Annotated in this window: 17 protein-coding genes and 6 pseudogenes; 10 read left to right on the forward strand and 13 right to left on the reverse strand. The window is 69.3% G+C overall.

The window, feature by feature from the left end; genetic code table 11:
• The first annotated feature begins 28 nt into the window (after nucleotides 1-28).
• Both ACFPQ9_RS34255 and ACFPQ9_RS34260 read left to right on the forward strand, forming a co-directional pair.
• Nucleotides 29-412, forward strand: coding sequence for a hypothetical protein (locus ACFPQ9_RS34255; RefSeq protein ID WP_380862174.1), 384 nt, complete (start codon nucleotides 29-31; stop codon nucleotides 410-412).
• Nucleotides 409-1,212, forward strand: a complete 804-nt coding sequence (locus ACFPQ9_RS34260; protein WP_380862176.1) for an SPDY domain-containing protein — start codon at nucleotides 409-411, stop codon at nucleotides 1,210-1,212. Before ACFPQ9_RS34255 ends, ACFPQ9_RS34260 begins: the two co-directional genes overlap by 4 nt.
• On the opposite strand, the gene ACFPQ9_RS34265 is transcribed toward ACFPQ9_RS34260, so the two are convergent.
• Nucleotides 1,176-1,550 (reverse strand): hypothetical protein, encoded by a 375-nt coding sequence (locus tag ACFPQ9_RS34265; protein WP_380862178.1) that lies wholly within the window; start codon nucleotides 1,548-1,550, stop codon nucleotides 1,176-1,178. The two genes, ACFPQ9_RS34260 and ACFPQ9_RS34265, sit on opposite strands and share 37 nt — an antisense overlap.
• A gap of 34 nt (nucleotides 1,551-1,584) precedes the next feature.
• On the opposite strand from ACFPQ9_RS34265, the gene ACFPQ9_RS34270 reads away from it, so the two are divergent.
• The 4 genes and pseudogenes from ACFPQ9_RS34270 (at nucleotide 1,585) to ACFPQ9_RS34280 (ending at nucleotide 4,970) form a co-directional block, all read left to right on the forward strand.
• A complete protein-coding gene (locus tag ACFPQ9_RS34270; protein ID WP_380862180.1) occupies nucleotides 1,585-2,406 on the forward strand; it encodes an SPDY domain-containing protein in 822 nt (273 codons plus the stop codon).
• Between the two features lie 169 nt (nucleotides 2,407-2,575).
• Entirely contained in the window at nucleotides 2,576-2,992 is a 417-nt protein-coding gene (locus ACFPQ9_RS34275; protein ID WP_380862182.1) for a hypothetical protein, read from the forward strand.
• A pseudogene (locus tag ACFPQ9_RS44705) lies at nucleotides 2,989-3,084 on the forward strand (SPDY domain-containing protein); the annotation flags it as partial. The gene ACFPQ9_RS34275 and the pseudogene ACFPQ9_RS44705, both read left to right, overlap by 4 nt.
• A gap of 89 nt (nucleotides 3,085-3,173) precedes the next feature.
• A complete protein-coding gene (locus ACFPQ9_RS34280) occupies nucleotides 3,174-4,970 on the forward strand; it encodes a type IV secretory system conjugative DNA transfer family protein (protein ID WP_380862184.1) in 1,797 nt (598 codons plus the stop codon).
• 217 nt (nucleotides 4,971-5,187) lie between these two features.
• On the opposite strand, the pseudogene ACFPQ9_RS34285 reads toward ACFPQ9_RS34280, so the two are convergent.
• Together ACFPQ9_RS34285 and ACFPQ9_RS34290 are read right to left on the reverse strand one after the other, a co-directional pair.
• A pseudogene (locus ACFPQ9_RS34285) lies at nucleotides 5,188-5,475 on the reverse strand (GNAT family N-acetyltransferase); the annotation flags it as partial.
• Between the two features lie 177 nt (nucleotides 5,476-5,652).
• Nucleotides 5,653-5,964: a hypothetical protein gene (locus tag ACFPQ9_RS34290; RefSeq protein WP_380862259.1), complete on the reverse strand. Its 312-nt coding sequence runs from the start codon at nucleotides 5,962-5,964 to the stop codon at nucleotides 5,653-5,655.
• Here ACFPQ9_RS34290 and ACFPQ9_RS34295 point away from each other — a divergent pair.
• The 3 genes and pseudogenes from ACFPQ9_RS34295 (at nucleotide 5,931) to ACFPQ9_RS34305 (ending at nucleotide 9,908) form a co-directional block, all read left to right on the forward strand.
• Nucleotides 5,931-7,234 (forward strand): annotated as a pseudogene (locus ACFPQ9_RS34295) (DNA cytosine methyltransferase). The gene ACFPQ9_RS34290 and the pseudogene ACFPQ9_RS34295 overlap by 34 nt on opposite strands.
• On the forward strand, nucleotides 7,235-8,365 hold the full coding sequence (locus ACFPQ9_RS34300) for a DnaB-like helicase N-terminal domain-containing protein (RefSeq protein WP_380862186.1): 1,131 nt from the start codon (nucleotides 7,235-7,237) through the stop codon (nucleotides 8,363-8,365).
• 331 nt (nucleotides 8,366-8,696) lie between these two features.
• Nucleotides 8,697-9,908 carry an SPDY domain-containing protein gene (locus ACFPQ9_RS34305; protein WP_380862188.1) on the forward strand — a complete coding sequence of 404 codons (1,212 nt, stop codon included), beginning with the start codon at nucleotides 8,697-8,699 and terminating at the stop codon, nucleotides 9,906-9,908.
• On the opposite strand, the gene ACFPQ9_RS34310 is transcribed toward ACFPQ9_RS34305, so the two are convergent.
• The gene (locus ACFPQ9_RS34310; protein WP_380862190.1) at nucleotides 9,893-10,618 is read right to left on the reverse strand and encodes a DUF5655 domain-containing protein; all 726 of its coding nucleotides are present in this window, start codon (nucleotides 10,616-10,618) and stop codon (nucleotides 9,893-9,895) included. The two genes, ACFPQ9_RS34305 and ACFPQ9_RS34310, sit on opposite strands and share 16 nt — an antisense overlap.
• Before the next feature lie 365 nt (nucleotides 10,619-10,983).
• Between ACFPQ9_RS34310 and ACFPQ9_RS34315 the strand changes: the two genes are divergently transcribed.
• Nucleotides 10,984-11,487, forward strand: a complete 504-nt coding sequence (locus ACFPQ9_RS34315; RefSeq protein WP_380862192.1) for a hypothetical protein — start codon at nucleotides 10,984-10,986, stop codon at nucleotides 11,485-11,487.
• An 89-nt stretch (nucleotides 11,488-11,576) separates the two neighbouring features.
• Here the strand turns inward: ACFPQ9_RS34315 and ACFPQ9_RS34320 are convergent, their stop codons facing one another.
• The 9 genes and pseudogenes from ACFPQ9_RS34320 to ACFPQ9_RS34355 all read right to left on the reverse strand — a co-directional run bounded on the left by ACFPQ9_RS34320 (nucleotide 11,577) and on the right by ACFPQ9_RS34355 (nucleotide 18,620).
• Nucleotides 11,577-12,008 carry a hypothetical protein gene (locus tag ACFPQ9_RS34320; protein ID WP_380862194.1) on the reverse strand — a complete coding sequence of 144 codons (432 nt, stop codon included), beginning with the start codon at nucleotides 12,006-12,008 and terminating at the stop codon, nucleotides 11,577-11,579.
• Nucleotides 12,009-12,110: 102 nt separating this feature from the next.
• Nucleotides 12,111-12,317 (reverse strand): hypothetical protein, encoded by a 207-nt coding sequence (locus tag ACFPQ9_RS34325; RefSeq protein WP_380862196.1) that lies wholly within the window; start codon nucleotides 12,315-12,317, stop codon nucleotides 12,111-12,113.
• A gap of 322 nt (nucleotides 12,318-12,639) precedes the next feature.
• Entirely contained in the window at nucleotides 12,640-13,818 is a 1,179-nt protein-coding gene (locus tag ACFPQ9_RS34330) for a tyrosine-type recombinase/integrase (protein ID WP_380862198.1), read from the reverse strand.
• Between the two features lie 120 nt (nucleotides 13,819-13,938).
• Nucleotides 13,939-14,115: pseudogene (locus tag ACFPQ9_RS34335) on the reverse strand (DUF5655 domain-containing protein); the annotation flags it as partial.
• A 7-nt stretch (nucleotides 14,116-14,122) separates the two neighbouring features.
• Nucleotides 14,123-14,353: pseudogene (locus tag ACFPQ9_RS44710) on the reverse strand (IS110 family transposase); the annotation flags it as partial.
• A gap of 28 nt (nucleotides 14,354-14,381) precedes the next feature.
• Nucleotides 14,382-14,489: pseudogene (locus ACFPQ9_RS44715) on the reverse strand (transposase); the annotation flags it as partial.
• 74 nt (nucleotides 14,490-14,563) lie between these two features.
• The gene (locus ACFPQ9_RS34345; RefSeq protein WP_380862200.1) at nucleotides 14,564-15,322 is read right to left on the reverse strand and encodes an IS110 family transposase; all 759 of its coding nucleotides are present in this window, start codon (nucleotides 15,320-15,322) and stop codon (nucleotides 14,564-14,566) included.
• A gap of 737 nt (nucleotides 15,323-16,059) precedes the next feature.
• Complete coding sequence (locus ACFPQ9_RS34350; protein WP_380862202.1) at nucleotides 16,060-16,356, reverse strand: hypothetical protein; 297 nt, start codon at nucleotides 16,354-16,356, stop codon at nucleotides 16,060-16,062.
• A 134-nt stretch (nucleotides 16,357-16,490) separates the two neighbouring features.
• Nucleotides 16,491-18,620 (reverse strand): amylo-alpha-1,6-glucosidase, encoded by a 2,130-nt coding sequence (locus ACFPQ9_RS34355; protein WP_380862204.1) that lies wholly within the window; start codon nucleotides 18,618-18,620, stop codon nucleotides 16,491-16,493.
• Nucleotides 18,621-18,655: the final 35 nt, after the last annotated feature.

Below are 18,655 nucleotides of genomic sequence, written 5' to 3' on the forward strand. Positions count from 1 at the left end.
ACTGACCGTCCCCCTGCCCCGGAGGAGCATGTCCCACCCCGCCCCCTACCCGGTGAGACTGGCCGACGAGATCACCCGCCAGCTCGACCAGCTCGCCGACCACCTCTCTCAACTCCCCGCTCCCCAGGCCGCGCAGGTCATCGCCCGCGTCCTCGACCCGGACGCCGGAGTCCTCGGTGGCGTCACCCACCTCGTCGCCACCGGCAGCGTGTTCGCCAAGGACCAGGCCGAACGAGGCGCCCTCCCCGCGGAGGTGTGGCTCGCCCTGGGCCGCGCGTCGAACCAACTGCACGACATCACCCTCGACCTGGACGGACACAAAGACACCCTCCACCGCGTCGGCACCCAGCCCGCCACCACCGCGGCCAAGCCCCCGGCACCCGCACCGCTCGTCGTCCGGCGGCACCGGTGAAGAAGAAGCAATGGCAGGGCTGGGGACCAGGCGAACAGGCCGAGCAGCACTACCTCGTACAGCCCCGAGCCCTCGCCGGCGGCGGCGACGTCCGGCACGTCTCGGAGTTCCTGCGCGCCTCGGGATGGCGGGACAAGTCCAAGAAGGGCGGCCCTCTGCTCATGGAGAGCCCGGACCGCACCGTCCGTGTCGCCTACGACCCCTACGTCCTGCCCGGCGGGTGGACCATCCACGCCAGAGCAGACGGCCCCAACGGCGAGTGGGCGGCGCACCTGGGCCAGCAGACCCCGGTGGAGATCGTCGCCGGTCTGACGGACGCCCTCACCCGCCCCCGCTCCGCGCACGCTCCCAACGTCTGGGCACCGCTGCAGGAGCAGAACTGGCACATGCGTTTCGAGGGCGAGCACTACACCGCAACGAGCCCCGACGGCACCGCGTGGATGCAGTACCAGCGCAGCCCCGACGGCGCGGCGCTGTGGTGGACCGGAGCGAAGGACAAGCAGGGCAACGGCTGGACCGCCAACTTCACGCCCAACACCCCGATGCACCTGGTGCAAGCCTTCTCGACCGAACTCGCCAACCCGGATCCCGTGATGCGCCCGCGCGGGCGCGTCCCGCACAGCGCACAGATCCGCACCTGGTCGGTCTCCGTCAGGCCCTCCGAGCTCCGTGCGTGGCAACAGGCCCGGATCACGGCCGCCCGCGCCGCCACCTGGGCTCGCAACAGCGCCCGAAGCACCCGGCCACGCACCACCGCCCGTCCCTATACCCACGCCGGCGGCGCCCGGACCCGCCACTGACCCGACGCCCCGTCCCAAGGAGCCCGATGCCCGCACTCACTCCGGACACCATCCCCGCCGCGTCCGAGACCCTGTCGGACCTGACCGACTACCTCCGCGAGAACCCTGACCCCGTCCAGGCCCTCGCCCTCGTCGAGCCCCTTCTCGATGAGTACACGGGCCTGCCCGTTCAGCTCGCCGACACCCTGCGCGCCCTCGCTCGTGCCCTGCAGGAGCACCCGCACGTCCCGCGCACCGCGCAGATCGACCTTCTGATCACCGAGTTGCGCACGGCCGCGTGGGAGCAGGCCGACCAGCACGCCCTCCACTACGTCCTGGACGACCTCCGCGACCTGCACGGCAGCGCCGACGAGAGCGAACCGGGGGCTGCCGGTGCCTCTGAGCGAACGGCAGCTCTCCGCGTTCGCCGACAAGCACGCCTGGCGCATCCCGTTCGACACCAGCCCCCGCCACCTCGCCGGCCCCGGAGACGCCCGCCACGTCACTCACGGTCTGGCCGCGGCTGGATGGAGCGCCGTCTCCGACCCGTTGAGTGCCGAGATCGTCCTGCGCAGCCCCGACCTGCGTCACCGCCTTCAGTTCGACCCGCAGTCCGCCACCTCCGCGTGGTGGCGGCTGCGGGCGGAGCCCACCGACACCGAGCCCGGCTGGTACGCCGAGTTCGGCGAACTCGTGCCCGCCGAGGTCCTCGCCGGCTTCACCGACGCGCTCATCGTCCCGCCGCCACAGCGGCCGGACCCGTGGCAACCGGTGACCTCGGCGGGGTGGCACCGCGACTCAGACGGCACAGCGCGCTCGCCAGATTCCATGTGCCACATCGAACTGCGTCCGTTGAGCGAATTCCGCGACCGGCCGTCCTGGCACGTCGAGACCCGTGAACCGGGCCACGGCCAGTTCCCCGGCCCGCGCATCTGGCACGCCTACTTCGATGAGCGCACCCCCGCCCACCTGGTCGGATCGTTCCTCACCGCACTGGCCGACCGCAGCCCCCTCCAGCGCGGGATGTACGAGCGCACCGGCCACTACAGCGCCGTGCAGGAGCCCAGCCCACTGCGCCCACAGCAAGTGGTCGACGCCCACACCGCGCGCCTCAAGTCCCTGCGCGCGCAGGCACGCTCCGCCCGCCGGCAGCAGACGAAACCCGCGACGAACCCGGCGAACGTCGGCCCAGCCCAGCCGGTCGCTCGCCGCTGAACCGACAGGACTCCACCTCATTTCCCCCGACCACCACGCACACCGCGAATTCCTGCGTCACCTCGACGACTATCTGAGCGACAGCAAGAAGATCCTCGACGCCTGGGACGCCTACTCCGACGAGCACACCGACCTCGACGGCTGGCCCCACGACGACCACGCCTACGGCATGCGCGCGAGCCAGCGCGACGCCGACACCCACACCGCGTTCGAGCCGCTCCGCTACGGCGCCCGTCACCTGCTGGCAACGGCCGAGACGCAGCTGGTCCAGCTGCCGGAGAGCACGGTGCAGAGCCGCTGGGTCTACCAGTTGGGCGTCCTGCGCGACGCCCTCGACCGGCTCGACGAACTGCACGAGCAGTGGCTGGAGACCAGAGACGCCCTCCCCGCCACCGCCAAGCCCGGCACCGCCGACTTCGACGATGCCCTCGCCGAGCATCACGCCGAATCGTGGAGCTACCTCGATGACTGGGCCACTCACGGCAAGGGGCTCCGGGAGATCAACTCCGCCGCTCGCAAGGCCCGTTCTCGTCTGGCTCCCCTACCGGTCCCCGCACTCGTCCGGCGGATCGCGGCACGGAAGTGAGCACACGGCCGACTCCCGAGACCGTCGAGGTCGACTTCATCGCGCCGCGCCACCTCGCCGGCGGCAGGGATCCCGCCTGGATCGCCGCCCCGTCGGCCAAACCGAAGCCCTCGGCGCGTCCGCCGGTTAAGAACGGCCGCAGCCGCTGATTCCTCCGTCCCCGCCCGGAAGCACGTAGCCCTTGCCCCCTTCCTCCTCCTCGAACAGTTCCACCGATGGATACGACCTCGTTCTGCGCCTCCTCCTCGGCGTACTCGCGATCGTTGTCCCCCTCGCCCACCTCGCCTGGCTGTCGGGCAACATCACCGCCTACCTCACCGGAGCCGACTGGGCGCCGTACCAGCCGACCGCCGCCCTGCTCCACCCCGAGCAGGTCTGGCCCGACGTGGGGGAAACGTCCCTGCTGATCGGCGCCCGCATCGTTCCCGTCCTTCTGCTGCTGGCCCTCGCAGTGGCGGTCGGCGTCGTATGGGCCCGGCACAAGAGCCGTAGCGGCGACCGGAAAAAGAAGATCACAGACATGGCCAAGGCCCGGGACATCGAGCCCCTGATGGCCAGGGCGATCAGTGACAAGGCCCGCTCCCTGCGACCGAGTCTGACGGACGCCAAGAACATCGACGCGAAGGACACCGGCATCCTCCTGGGCAACCTGCAGGGCACCAAGCACGAGGTGCGCATGGGGTTCGAGGACGTCGCCGTCGCGATCATGGCCCCCCGGTCCGGCAAGACGACCTCACTCGCCATCCCCTCCGTCCTGCACGCCCCCGGACCGGTGCTGCTCACCAGCAACAAGGCCGCCGGCGATGCCTTCACCACGGCCTACGAAGCGCGGGCGAAGGCGGGACAGGTGTGGACCATGGACCCTCAGCAAATCGCCCACGCTGCCCGCGAGATGTGGTGGAACCCCCTGGCCAGCGCGACCACCCTGGACGGGGCGAACCGACTGGCCGGCCACTTCCTCGCCGCGAGCGTCGATGCGTCCCAGCAGGGCGACTTCTGGTCCAAGGCCGGCAGCAACATCCTGTCCCAGCTGCTCCTGGCCGCGGCTCTCGACGAGCGGCCAATCACCGACATCATGCAGTGGCTCGCCTTCCCCGCCGACCGGACCCCGCTCGACATCCTCCGTGATCACGGTTTCGCCGCAGTCGCCGCCCAGCTCAAGGGCACCGTCGAGGGACCGCCCGAGACCCGCGACGGCATCTACGAGACCGCCCGGCAGTACGCCGCCGCGCTGCTCAACTCCGAGATCGCGGCCTGGGTGACGCCGCAGAAGGACGTCCCCGAATTCCAGCCGGCGCACTTCGTCACCTCCACCGACACGCTCTTCCTGCTCAGCAAAGACGGAGGCGGCGGCGCCTCCGCGCTGATCGCGGCGTGCGCCGACGCGGTGATGCGAGCCGCGACCGCCCAGGCCGAGCGCGCCGGCGGACGCCTCGACCCGCCCATGCTGGCGATCCTCGACGAGGCCGCCAACGTGTGCAAGATCAGCGACCTGCCGGACCTGTACTCCCACCTCGGCTCGCGCGGGATCATCCCCATCACGATCCTGCAGTCCTATCGCCAGGGCCAGAAAGTCTGGGGTGACGCCGGCATGGACGCCATGTGGTCCGCCTCGACCGTGAAGGTCATCGGCAGCGGCATCGACGACCCCGACTTCGCCGACAAGCTCAGCCGCTTGATCGGCGACCACGATGTCGAGACCACCTCGACCTCACACTCGGAGTCCGGAAAGTCGACCTCCGTGTCAATGCGGCAGGAACGGATCCTGCCCCCCGACGCGATCCGCGCCCTGCCCAAGGGCACCGCCCTGTGCTTCGCCACCGGCATGCGGGCCGCCATGCTCGACCTGCGCCCGTGGTACCGGGAGCCCGGCGCAGCAGACCTGGCGGCGGCGTCCGCCCGCGCATCCAGGGCCATCACCACCCGCGCCGTCGCGAAGAACGCGCCCTCCCAAGCCGACTTCAATCCGGCGGCATGAGCAAGACCCGCCTGCACCTTGTGCCCGTCCGCTCCCACGACGACAAGGAGTTCGTCCACCTCTGGCACCGCCACCACCCGCCGCCCGCTGGATAGGTCTTCTCCGTCGGAACCGCCTACAAGGCCGGCATCCTGCGCGCCGTGGCCGTGGTCGGCCGTGGCAGGCCCAACACCCAGGGAGCTGGGCACCACCGACCACTTCGTGACCCTGACCCAGCTCACGATTCGTAGAGGGACCGGGCCGCCGCGTTCGCCTCCCCGATGGTCAAGAGCATCTTCGTGGCCCCGGCCCTCGCCCCGGCCTCCACGAAGGTACGAAGCAGATCCCGTCCGACGCCCCGACGGCGATGGGCTTCCGCCACCTTGAGTTGGTGGACATAAAGCATCGATAACGAGTCCGGACGCGCCAAGTGGTGCCCCCAGCACCACCCGAGGATCTCCATCTCATCGGCCGCCACGAAGGCGAGTGCGCTGGGTGTGTCAGCGAACGCCCGAACTACATGGGCCTCCTCGACTCCACGGAAGTGGTGGAGCGCCCGCTCAAGAGTCTCCTTGCGAAATCTGAGTAATCACGGACTCATCCTGCCTCGCTCGCTCAGGCGGCGGGAGCGGTCGGCAACAGGCCGTCTCCACACCTTCCCAGCCATGCAGCCCGCAGAAAGGTCACATCCCTGTCTCGATTCTCAATATCTTGCCCGCCCCACGGAAATGCACAATGGCGACATATCAGGGGCACGTCGCGATCCGAGTGGACGGATGCCGTTGTATTCGACGCGGCCATCCGGCAGGGCGATGCCCGCGCCAACGCGCCGGACGGCCGACTGCTTGGCGAGGCTCGAGTCCCGCTGAGCCAGGCGCTGATCGACCACGTCACCACCGCGGAACGAGCCGCCCTGCTCATCGACGCGGAAGAGGCCCAAGCGCTGGAGAACGGCGTCGCGGACGGCTGCTCGCCCTGGGCATGCCACGGAGATGCGGATGCGCTGACGCAGCACGACTTCGGGCTAGCCACGTGATACTTGACCTCTTCGCGGGACCGGGCGGCTGGAGCAGAGCACCGGGCGTCCTCGGCGTGCGCGACGTCGGTCTTGAATGGGACACCTGGGCCTGCAAAACCCGTGCCGCTGCCGGTCAGTTGACCGTCCGGACCGACGTGGCGATGTATCCGACATGGCCCTTCATCAGCCGCACGCGCGGGCTGATCGCTTCCCCGCCGTGCCAGGCGTGGAGCATGGCCGGCAAACGTCTCGGCCTCGTGGACCAGCCGCTGGTGCACGCAGCGGTCCAGGACCTGGCCGCCGGACGCGACACCCGCGAACGCCTCCTCGCCGCGTGCCGTGACGAGCGCTCCCTGCTCGCAGCCGAGCCGATGCGCTACCTGCACGCCCTCAACACGGTCGGCGAGCCCGACTGGGTCGCGATGGAGGAAGTGCCGGACGTCCTGCCCCTGTGGAAGCAGTACGCAGCGATCCTGCGCGCACCTGGGGTTACTCGGTATGGACCGGGATCCTCAACGCCGCCGACTACGGCGTCCCCCAGACGAGAAGGCGGGCGATCCTGCTCGCGTCACGCACCCGCACCGCCGAACCTCCCCCGCCCACGCACGCCAAGACCGCCGAGCCGGAGAGCCTGTTCGGCCCGGGCCGCGCACGGTGGGTGTCCATGGCCGAGGCCCTCGGCTGCGGCCCCACCGACCGGCCGGTGCCGACCGTGTGCGCCGGCGGGGGCCCCGGAGGAGGGCCCGAGCCATTCCCATCCGGCTCACGCAAGACCCTCATCAACGCCCGCAACCGCGGAACCTGGACACCACAACCCGGCTCGGAGAACGTCCTGCAACGCCATCGCGACGGTACCGGCCGGGCACACCGGCAGGGTCCCCTGGCGAACCGGCCGGCGCCTGCCGCCGGGGAGCACCGCTGGTCCTGGCCGCTGCGCAGCCATAACCAGTCCAACGCCACCATCCCGCAGCGTGGACGAGCCCGCTGGAACCTTGTTCTTCGGACACCGCGCGAACGAGTGCACCTGGATCGCCGAACCCACACACGCCCCGGACGGCAACTCACCGGCACCGGACCCGATCCGGATCACGCCCCCCAGGAAGCTGGCCTCCTGCAGTCCTTTCCCGCCGACTACCCGTGGCAAGGCAACAAAGGCCAGACCTTCAGCCAGATCGGCAACGCCGTTCCACCACGGCTCGCAGCCCACCTACTGGCCCCACACCTGGGCAAGACCCTCACCCCCGACGACTTCACCCTGGCCGCCTAAATGCCCGACCCCACCGACCCATACGAGGATGACGACGCCGACGACCTGCCCGACACCCAACTGCCGCAACCCGTGCGCTACGCCGAGCAAGCCCTCCTCGGTGCCCTCCTCCTCGACCCACACCGCCTCGGCGACGTGACCGGCATCGCCGCCGACTCGTTCTCCACCGCCGCACATGCCGCCCTGTTCGCCGCGATCAGCACCCTGCCCCCGCCCGACCCTGCCGAGCACGCGAAGAACACCAACTGGCTCAACCAGGTGCTCGCCACGGGACGCGAGCAGACCCGCGGGCTGACCGCCTCCTACCTGCACACACTCATCCAGGCCTGCCCCTGGCCCCGCCACGCACCGGCCTACGCGCGGATGGTCGAGGCCGAACACGCCCGCCGCCGACTGCAGAGTGCCGCCGAACACCTCGTCCAGACCGTCCACGACACGTCCCTCCCCCACCCCGTCCAGACGGTGCTCGCCGCAGCAGACGCCATCGCCACCGTGGTGGACGACATCGCGAGCCGCTTCCCCCCGCGCGCCGGCGTCCTGCCCCGCACTGCGCCACCGCCGTCGGCCACCGCGCCCGACTACGCGGGGGCGGTCGAGGAGGAGCAACTGTTACTCGCGACCGCCACCGCCCACCCCACCGACATCGAGTCCGTCCCGTGGCTGCTCCCCGACGACTTCAACCGGCCCCTGCACGCCGGCCTGTGGCAATGCCTGACCGCCCTGGCCCGCCGCCACGAGCCCGTCGACCCCGTCACCGTCCTGTGGGAGGCCCAACAGCACGGCCTGCTGAACGACGGCAGTGAACCGGGCGAAGTGCTGCGCATGCTGGCAGACCCGGCTGGGTCCGTGGAGCACTGGGGCGAGCGCGCCCTGCAGCGTTCCCTCCTGGCCACCGTCGATTACACCGGCCGGCGCATCGAGGCGTACGCCAGCGACCCGGCGAACACCCCGTTCCAACTCGTCGTCGGGGCACGCCGCTCCCTCGCCGACATCGGCGCCGTCCGCACCCGCTGGCAGCACGCCACTGGAGCAGTCCCGACGCCACGACCGAGACCGGCGCCCACCACCCGCGCCGGCCCGCCGACCACCACGGCCGCGCACACCGCCCGCACCGCGCGAGCAAACCGATAGCACCCCGCATACGCCGGTGGCCGGACCCGAGGGCCCGGCCACCGCCAGAGACGACACCCACATGACTCCCACCATCGACGCCCACGTATGCCTCGACACCCACCCCACCCATCCCAGCGCCGTGACCGCCGTCCTGACCGCCAGTCAGAGCCTCGTTGCCCACCTGGGCCTGGAAGCAGCTGACTGGACCACGAGGAGCCCTACTGGGCCAAGGACGCGGCCAAGCACCTGGCCGCCGAAGGCATCACCGTCGAGATCACCCCTCGGCTCCAGAAGGCCATGGACGAGGAATAGACCTGGGAGAACTACCCCGTGCCCTGGTGCCCCCGCAGTGAAATCCGCGAGGTCTCCAATCAGGCGCAGAAGATCCACGACGACATCCGCCACCGCCAGCTCCTCATCCACGCCCACGCCCACGACGGCCACACCACCATCGCGGGTCGGCACCTACCTCGGCCGCAACAGCAAGTCCGTCCACCTCCACGGTGAGGACCACCTGCGCCAGGTCGCCGACACCTTCGACTCCCCCGCCCAGGCCATGCTCGCCTTCGAGAAGGTCCACGGCGCCGAGATGCGCCCGAGCCCGGCGCCCCTGACCGACACCGAACGCGCCGCCGCCGAAGCCCGCGGCTCCGTCGCCCTCCCCGCAGCCAAACCCGAACCGGCGCGCCAGGAGCCGGAGACCGTCCCGGCCTACCTGGCCGACGCCGGCGACCACGACGCCCTCCTCAACGCCTTCCTCGATGCACACGGCGATCGGGAGAAGTGGCGAACCTGGTCGGACGAGACCACCCACGCGATCCACGAGTCCCAGACCCTGCGCATCGAGCGCGTGCACGAAACGCCCGCTCACGAAACAGCATGGACCGTGGCCGCCTACGAAACACCCGTATCCGACCGAATGTGGGTCCTCACCGCGACCGGCGCCACCCCCGCCCCGGTGATAGAGGAGCTGCTGAATCACCTCGCCGACGGCGACGGCTGGGAATCGGCCATCGGCGCCCCGGTGGAAGAGAAAATGGTCACCGCGGCCACGCAGCCCCTCTCCGACGCCGGTTGGAAGCACACCGTGGACGGGCGATGGATCCGCTGGACGTCCCCCGAAGGAGACGCGGGCGTCCAGTTCGACGCCTTCACCGCCCAGCACCCGAGCCAGAACCTGGCCACCTGGACCGTCTGGGTCGGTCCCGACCGTGACGGGCCTACCTGGGCCGTCACCGCGTCCCCGCACACCCCGAGTGCGCTGCTGGCTGATCGCTCCGAGACCCTCGTCCACGAAACCGGCCTTCGCCGCCCACAGCCCGGAACGCAGGACGAGCCTCATCACCAGCCCGTCAGCCGCTCCCGCGGTCGCGGCCAGCCGTTCACGCTGATCCTCGGCACACAAGAGCGGGGCAACATAGCGCGGGATCGCCGGTTAGCCAAACCGGCGATCCCGCGCATCATTGGTACTCCACCGCCACGCCCTACTCGCACGTCGAAAGGCATCCCCCCACGACCCCAGAGCAGCCAGAGGCCGGCAGGCGATCACGCGGCCGCGTAGCTGGCCCGGAACAGATCCTGCGCCCGCTCCACGTCCTTCGGCGTACGAAGCTGCACCTCCAGATCACCTGTCCCGTGGTGGCCGAGACCGGACACGTCACGGGTGAATCCCGGGACGAGGTCGACGTCCTGCGGGTCGACCTTCAGGTAGACCAGCACTTTGCTGCGCTGCGGCGGGCAGAGGCAGGCGAAGTTCCGCAACCGCTGATACGCCCGGTATTGCTTGCGCTCGACACGGTTCACACCGTCCCCGAGCCCGAGCAGCGCCTCGTCGACCGCGCTCGCCAGCTCCACCATCGACGCGCCCTGGAAGTCGCCAGCCGCCCGGGCAACCGCCTGACGGCGCGCCCGCCGGCCCACCTGCATGCCGCCGCTCACGGACGCCACGGTCTCAAGCCCGAGCAGATCGCTGCCGAAGAGTCGGTAGCGGACCAGGTCGATCGACCGCCGGTGCTCACGCACGGCGTGCACGTCGTATCGCGTGAAGTCGCCGGCGATACAGATCAGTCGAGGTCCGCTCCACAGGACCTGGGACGCGGCCGTCACCCCGAGGCGGTCGCGGACCAGGTGCTCGAACTCGGCGCGATGGTCCATCAGCCAGGCCAGGTAGAACAGGCCCTGGTTGATGACGCCGGCGTCGACAGCGCGCTTGTACTCGACTTTACCGACCGCAGGAGCTCGTGAACTCGCTCTGAAACTGCGACGATTCATAGACTACATGTCCGCGACGCCGAGTCTGAGTCGTTACCGAACCCCGTCCGGGGCCTCTCCGGGGAGGCCCGTCCATCAGGGTGGCTACTCCGTGGCACTGAACCGTAAGCATGTGCCGTCGAAGCGTGAGCGACCGGAGTCACGGCGGCCTGTTGAATGGCGGCTCCGCCCGCCTGGCCGAAACGGCGCGCGCATGACTCGATATCGGACACGACAGAGAGCCCTAGTGATCGCAGCTGCAGCGGACCCCGAAGAGTAAGCGAACAGCAGTCCGCTAACTGTTGACAGTAGGTCATCTACTTCCCCTATGCTGCTCTCGGTTGGCTGCCGCAAGGTACCCGTACGAGACGAAGGAGCCCATTCGGATGATCAAGGTGAGCATTCACGCGAGCCCCGAGGAACTGCCCGCGCTGATTGATGCGTTGGCCGCTCACGGGGCCGATTTCAGTCTGCACAGCACTTCGCAGGCGACAGAGGTGCGGACCGAACCTGCACTGGATCGCGACGTGCTCACCCTGCTGCGCACGCGTGCCCCCTCCCAGCACGCCGACCTCTTCATTTCGTTCGTAGAAACGGAAGTTCGCGATCACGGTGCCGTCGCCGAGCTCGGTACTGAGAAGACCAGCTATGTGAAGCTGTACGTTCCGGGGCCGCGCAGAGTGGGCGCCTACTGCTACGTACGTCCGGACCGTACGTACCTGGACTTCCGTCTTCCCGGCCACGCCGCGGACGGCTGTCGCTTTGCTGCCGCGCGCAACGTCCAAGCGGACAATGCCCATGCGGTGCGTCTTCCCCTGACGACGCCCGATGCCCTTCCTGAAGCGCACCGACTGGCCCGCCGGGCCGCAACGGAGGCGGAATCCGCGTGACAAGGGCGAGGGAGGTACCTTCCCTTGTTCTCTGATAGGCACCCCCATCCGTCACGAAGGTGATCAGCTCCGCTGCACTGCATGTGCTTTTAGGGTAGTTCCAGCCGCTCTTGGAGGATCGTCGGACGGCTGGGATTCGTGGGCGTGCCGCCCACCACGATTTCCCCGACGACCATGCGGTGGACCACATCACCGAACTGACGGCACGTGACGACCTCGCACCGGGTGACGGTCCCTGCGATGGCGTACTCGACCATCGTCAGCACGCCCAGGCCCTCTTCGCACATGTATCGGTCAAGGTTCAGCTCCCGGGGGCCGAGCCAGACTCCGTCGTCGGTGTCGAACTTTCCTTTGAATGCTTGGGTGGACAACACAATGCCTTCGCCCAGTGCATCTTCCTTGATTTCTTCCATGGCCTCTTCCCACACCGTGAGGGCATCGGTGGACATGGCTTTGAGGATCCTTCGGGCCTTGATCCGGATCTCGGTCTCGATGACGCGCCCGGGATCCGGGAACTGCATGGCCAATGTGTAGTCCTTCGTCGGCTTCGGGGAACAATGGAGCAGCCGTCCGGCCGGACGGCTGCTCCATTGTTCCCCGAAGCCGTGTTCACCGGGGCCGGATCATGTTCCTGCCCCCGCCCCTGGTTCGGCGAGCCGGGCTTCGAGGTCCGCGATGCGGCGGTCCTGGAAGCGGAGGTTGGAACGGGCGGCCTGGAGGCGTTCGTCGAGGTGGCGGCTGTCGGCGGTGAGCTGCCGGACCCGTTGCTTGAGGGTGGTGTTCTCGGTAGTGATCCGCTGGATGGCCGCCTCGGTCCACTCAGCCTCCAAGTCGCGGATCTGGCCACCTCCGGCATCTCCGTGGCCGGCAGCGGCTCTGCGGTCCGCAGGAACTGAGCCCGGCTCATGCCGCGCGCCTCCGCCTCCTGCCACTGCTCGGCGTGCACCGAGCACATCGCGTAGCGCCGCCAGCGGGGCCGCGCGCAGTCGACGACCGTACAGGCCCACGGGTAGACCGGGTGCGTCGGCGGTATCTTCAGCACCCCGCCGCGCAGCGCCGGGTCGAACTCGGGCCCGTTGATCAGCGCGGTGAGCACCTCCAGCCGGTCCCGTCGCGTGCGGGCGTCCTGCTGCGGCAGCAGCCATGGCGTCGTCACTTCGTCTCACCCCAGACCGTGCGCAGGGCGGCGTCGAAGACCGGGTCGTGGACGTCGACGTGACCGTAGACCTCATCCACCATCGCGGCCGAGGCCCAGCCGCCGGCGTCCCGGGCGATGAGCAGGTTGCCGTTGGCGGCGTCGAGAACCGCGGACGTGAACGAGTGCCGGAAGGCATGGGGTTTCACGCCCCCGAGTCCGGCGCGCTTCCCGGCCCGGCCGAGCATCCGCCGGGCCCCGACCGGTGCCCACGGCTGTCCGGTATCAGCGCCGTGCACCTGGACCAGGAGCATGCCGTGTCCGGCGCCGCGCGGGTACTCGGTGGTGACGTACTCGAAGTAGGTGTGCACCATCGCGGGGCTGACCCGTTTGATCAGCCCGCCGGTCACGATGCCGTGCTCGACCCGCCAGGGGTGCTTGCTCTTGGCCTCGGCCCGGTTCGGATTACCGGGCCGGTGGCAGACGTGCAGGTGAGGGGCGCGGCACTCGCCGCAGGCGGCGTTCTCGCGCAGGTGCAGGTCGACCAGGTGCAGGCCGCAGAGCTCGCCGATGCGAAGCCCGCCGTCGGCGAGCCAGGTGACCACCAGCCGGTCCCGGGCGGCGTTCAGCGTCTCCAGCAGCCCCTCCCGAGCGCCGTCCGGAAGCATCTTCGGATGCCGGCGGTGCGGCCCCTTCGGCGCCAGCGGGTTCGTGGGCAGCGACGACTTCACATGCCCCAGGAACGAACGGCGCCGGTCCACCCGCGACGGCAGCCGCGACTTATCGAGCCTCCTGCCGAGTTCGCCGTTGATGCCGAGGGCGGACTGACGCAGGTAGAAGCCCTTCAGACAAGCCGCCGCGATCGACAACGCGGAGCGGCCATAGGGGCGCTTGCCGACCCGCCACGGCTCGCCAAGAGGCATGCGGACCTCGGCACCGATGATGCCCATATACCGTTCCAGATCCCGCAGTTGGATCTCGGCGAAGGTCAGGCACTCCCGCTCCAGCCACCGCAGATGGTCCACCAGCAGATACGCGTACGTCCTCTGCGTTCCCGAACCATCATGCAGACGCAGGAACCGGTCCGCCTCCGTGTGCACCGTCCCCTCGGGCCACACGATCGTCCACGACCGCCGCCCGTCCTTCCGCTCGATCTGCTGGACCCTCAAGTCCCCGACCACCACGCGCCGTGCCACTCGTCCTCCGTACCGACTCCAGAACATGACAGACGTCCCGGACACAGTCGGTAAACAAGCCAGGGACGTGCTGGTCACAGTCCCAGACGGACATCACGGGCAGGACTACCTGCGGTCGGTAAACTCGACAATGACCGGCGATCCGTTCTCGTCCAGCCCCAGCGAATCGATCCGGCCACCGTGCACCGGCCCGGTGCCGTACTCGCTCGCCAGGAACCGGACGCCCAGCAACGCCTCCATATGCGCCTCGACGAGACGCTGCACATCTGCCTCGACCTCAGCAAGACGCTGCCTAATGTTGAAGTCAAGCCACGAGACGAAGAGTTGGCGGAGCCTCGAAGGGGTGACGGTCACGCAGGATGGCGTACAGGACGTTGACCTTGCGTCGGGCCAGGGCGATCAGTGCCTGGTGATGCCGTTTGCCTTCGGCCCGTTTGCGGTCGTAGAAGGCCCGCGAGGTCGGATCGCGCTGGATGGAGCAGAACGCGGCCTGGTAGAAGACCCGTTTGAGCGCTTTTGTCGCCGCCGGTCGCGGTGCGCGAGTAGCGCACCTTGCCGGACTGGGAGAGCACCGGGGACAGGCCGGAGGCGGCGGCCAGGGCATCGCCGCTGGCGAACCGGCGGATGTCACCGACCGCGGCGAGGAACTCGGCGGTGAGGGCGGCCCCCATCCCCGGCAGGCTGCGGATGAGGGCCCCGTCAGGGTGGTCAGCCACCAGCTGGGTGATCTCGGTCTCCAGGGCACTCAACCGGGCTTTGCCGGCCAGCAGTTCGCCGGCGAGTTCCCGGATGAGCTGGGCCGTGCGGCGTTCACCTGGGATGACGACGTGCTGGGCGCACGCCGAGGCGTGTGCTGCTTCGGCCAGGGCCTGCGCGATGGTGTCGTGACACCGCGTTTGCGCAGGTAGTTCACGATGCGGGTGGGTCCGGCCCGGCGGATCTCGGCCGGGGTGACGTAGTGACCCAGCAGGATCAGGCCCGACTTGTTCGTCGGGTCGGTCGCCTTCTCCAGGCCGGGGTGGATGCCGGTGAGAAGGTCGCGCAGCCGAGCGGTGCGGGCGGTGGCTTCCCTGACCAGTGTGGTGCGGTGGCTGACCAGGAGCCGCAGTTCCACGGCGGTCTCCTCGGGCAGCTCGACGACGCGCAGGTCGTCGCGGAGCATGACCTGTTCGGCGATGACCTTGGCGTCGCGCGGGTCGGACTTGTTCTCCCCGCCGCGAGTGGCCCGGCGGGCACGGTTGACCGCCAGGCCGGGCACGTGCACGCAGGACAGGCCCTCGGCCAGCAGCATGGCGACGAGCAGGGCGGCGATGCCGCCGAGGATGTCCACGCCGACCGTGACCGAGCCGTGTTCGGCCTCGATGGCACGGAGTTCGGCGATGGCCCCGATCACGGCCTCGGGATCGTTGTCGACGCGGTGGCTGCACAGCAGGCGGCCACGGTCATCGGTGACCGCGAGCCAGTGGAAGTCCTTGGCGATGTCGAATCCGGCCTGGGCGGTCATGGCGCTCCCCTCGCTGGGCGACGTGCGGCGCGACTCCTTCCGCCTGTCCTCGCCCTACCCAGCGATCGTTCGCAGTGCCTAATCAGCAGTCCGGAAGAAGTGGCGAGGCAGGGGGATCAGCGTCCTGAGCCATCGAGGGCAGCCAGCATGAAAACCATCCCTGCCCCACCCGCGCAGTCCAGAGTCGCGAACCCGTGGGACGCACTCAAGAAGGTAGGGCAGCATGACCTCGGTCACGCAGTCGTTCGTCGTATCCGTGCGGAACAGCTTCAGGCCCGACACCTTCCTCTCCTCTACTCAGAGATCATCAACGCGAGCCAAGGCAGGGTTGTTTCCACGAGGGACTTCGGGAGTGGGGTGGTGTGAGAAGCTACGCCCGGCCGTCGCAAGGCCCCCGTGCCCCACGGTTCCCAGGGACCGACAGATCCCACATACGTCCCACAGGTTCGCGGGACTAACGCCTGGAAGACTACGTTTGCGCAAGTCAGCCCCCGTAGCTCAGTGGATGGAGCAGGCGCCTTCTAAGCGCCTGCTCCATCCTGGTGATGCACGCCAAGCCGCGGATGAGTCGCTCCGAGACGGCCTTGCCCTGCGCGAGGCGGTGAGAGCTTGGGCCTCGACTACGCCGTCCTCCTGCCCCAATGCGGCGCCGATGGCCTTCAGTTGCGGGCTGTGGGGACGTCCCCTCCCGGGCCGTCGAGCCGATGCTTCGGTCGGGCATCAGCACCAGATCGAGGTCAGGGGATCACAAACCTGCCAGCCCATTCCCCGCCCTCGGCCAGTAGCGGCGCCTCGTACTCCGCAGGAGCGTCAAGATCCTTCCGGCTGGAGGCCAGGGATGCCGCGAAACCGGGTCCGCACAGGCCGAGATGGCCGTAGTCGATCATCCGGCGTCCCCCAATCACCCGCCGCCGCGCCTCCCTTTCGACCGCCATGCACAGGTGTCCCTTCCACGCCTGCACCGCACGACGCATCAACCGCTGAAGGTTCGGTAAGCCCGTGATGTCGGTTCGCAGAAGCGCCTCGGCGTCCACGAGCGTTCTCGTAACGGCCCGGACCCGTCGTGGGCAAGTGGAACCACCAGAGACTGCTCATCACACCCTGGTTTCCCAAGAGGTAACTGATCAGGAGCGTGGAAACAGCAGCGCGCGCAGGTGGCTCGGCGACATCAGCGTGTGACCACAGATAGCCCTTCCGGAGCGGTCACGTTCACCGCGCCGTCGGCCGCGACCGTGATGTCCAACTGTCCTCCGTTGACTTGGAGTCCCGTCACGGCAAGTGGGGTGTACGCCGCGGCGAAGGCGGGCGTCACGGTGACTGTCCCGGCGGGAACGTCCGCGTTCAGGCCAAGGGCGGCTTGGAGGACGAGGACCGAGGATGCGGCGGCCCACGCCTGGGGACGGCAGGAAGCAGGATAGGGAGCGGGCGTGGAGCCGACCTCGGTGCCGTGGCCGGCGAAGAGTTCGGGGAGGCGAGCGTCGAAGGCCACCGACGTGGTCAGCAGTCCGGCCGCCAGTGATGCGGCGGCGTCGGCGAAGCCGGCCCTGATCAGGCCGTGTACAGCGATCGCCGTGTCGTGTGGCCAGATCGAACCCACGTGGTATCCGTAGGGGTTGAAGCCCACTGCGTTGCTGCTGAGCGTGCGCAGGCCGTGGCCCGCGTCGAGGTCGGGTCCCGCCAGTCGGGCCGCCAGTAGCTCGCTCTCCTGTGCATTGAGCAGACCTGTGCCCAGGAGGTGGCCGAAGCCGGAGGTGACCGAGTCGACGGGCTTGCCGTCGCCGTCGAGGGCTACTGCCGGGTACGGGCCCCGGTCGTCCTCGACCCAGAAGTGCTTGCGGAAGCGGGTGGCCAGCTGCTCCGCCCACTCCTCCCAGGCGTCCGCGCCCGGGCGGCCGAAGGCGCGCAGTAGTGCCGCTCCACCACGGGCGGCTTCGTAGGCGTACGCCTGGACCTCGCACAGGGCGATCGGCGGGTGGGCGCGGCGGCCGTCGCGGTAGCGGATGGAGTCGTCGGAGTCCTTCCAGCCCTGGTTGGTCAGGCCCTGGCCGGTCTGATCGACGTACTTGAGGAAGCCGTCGCCTCCGGCCTCCGCCTGGGCACGCATCCACGCGAGCCCCGCCTCCGCGTACGGCAGCAACTCCTCGACCTGCGTTGGGGCCAGGCCCCAACGCCAGGCGTCGTGGAGCAGGGTGACCCACAACGCGGTGGCGTCCACACTGCCGTAGTACACCGGCGGCAGGGAGAGCAGGTCTGCGATCTGGAGGGTGCCGCGGCGTACTTCGTGCAGGATCTTGCCCGGCTGTTCCTCGGTGGCCGGGTCGCTGACCGCGCCCTGGCGGCGGGCGAGCGTGCGCAGGGTGCCGGCGGCCAGGTCTGTGCCGAGCGGGAGGACCATGCGTGCGGCCCAGAGCGAATCGCGGCCGAAGAGGGTAAGGAACCATGGGGCGCCAGCGGCCAGGAACTGGTCCGGACGGTCTGCATTCGGGGATTGCGGGTCCGTCAGGCGCAGGCGGTCCAGGTCGGTTAGAGACTGGGCCAGCCATGTGTCGAAGCGGCGGTCCGCGCTGTGCAGCGCCGGGATGCGCCAAGGCAACCGGTCTGCGGGCGGGGCCGGGAACTGGTCGCCGTCCGCGTAACCGGCGGTGCAGGTCAGCGTCGCATTCCATGAGGTACCGGGCTTCAGGTCGATGTCGTAGGACAACTGGCCCGTCGGCACGTTGAGCGTGTCCGGCATTGGATCACAGGTCAGCTGGACCGTGAAGTCGCCGCCAGTCCAGGACAGGCCGACACCGTCGGCATCCGTGACCTGGGGCGATGCCGCCTCGAGGGTATGGCCGGACTTGACTTGCTCCATGGTGGCGAGGTCCGTGCCAACGGTCACTGTCAGCCGGAAGCGGACGCGCTCGCTGCCTGAGTTGGTGACCTCCACGGCCTCTTCGCACTGGCCGGACGCCACGCTGCGGCGGCGGTGCAGGGCGACGGCCGGATCGGGGGTCACCTCTCCGAAGCCGCGCAGGATCGCCCGGAAGACCGCCCGGTCCGCTCCCTGCAACGCGCCCTGGACCGGTGCCAGGGCGCTGCCTTCGGCCGCGACGGTCAGCTGGGACAGCGCCCTGCGATCGCCGTGATAGAAGCCGTCCGCACCCCCACTGAGCTGCCCGTCGGCGTGCGAGATCACAAGGGTCGGCGCATGCAGCGTCACGATGGCGTCGTGCAGAAACGGCTGCAGGCCCTCAGCCGCGGAAGGGAGAGCCGAGTCCGAGCCGGTGGTGTCCTGGGTCTTGACAGTGACATCCAAGGAAGTAGAACCTCTCATCATTCGATCGTTCCAAA

This window comes from Streptomyces coerulescens (genome assembly GCF_042657965.1).
GTDB lineage: Bacteria > Actinomycetota > Actinomycetes > Streptomycetales > Streptomycetaceae > Streptomyces > Streptomyces coerulescens.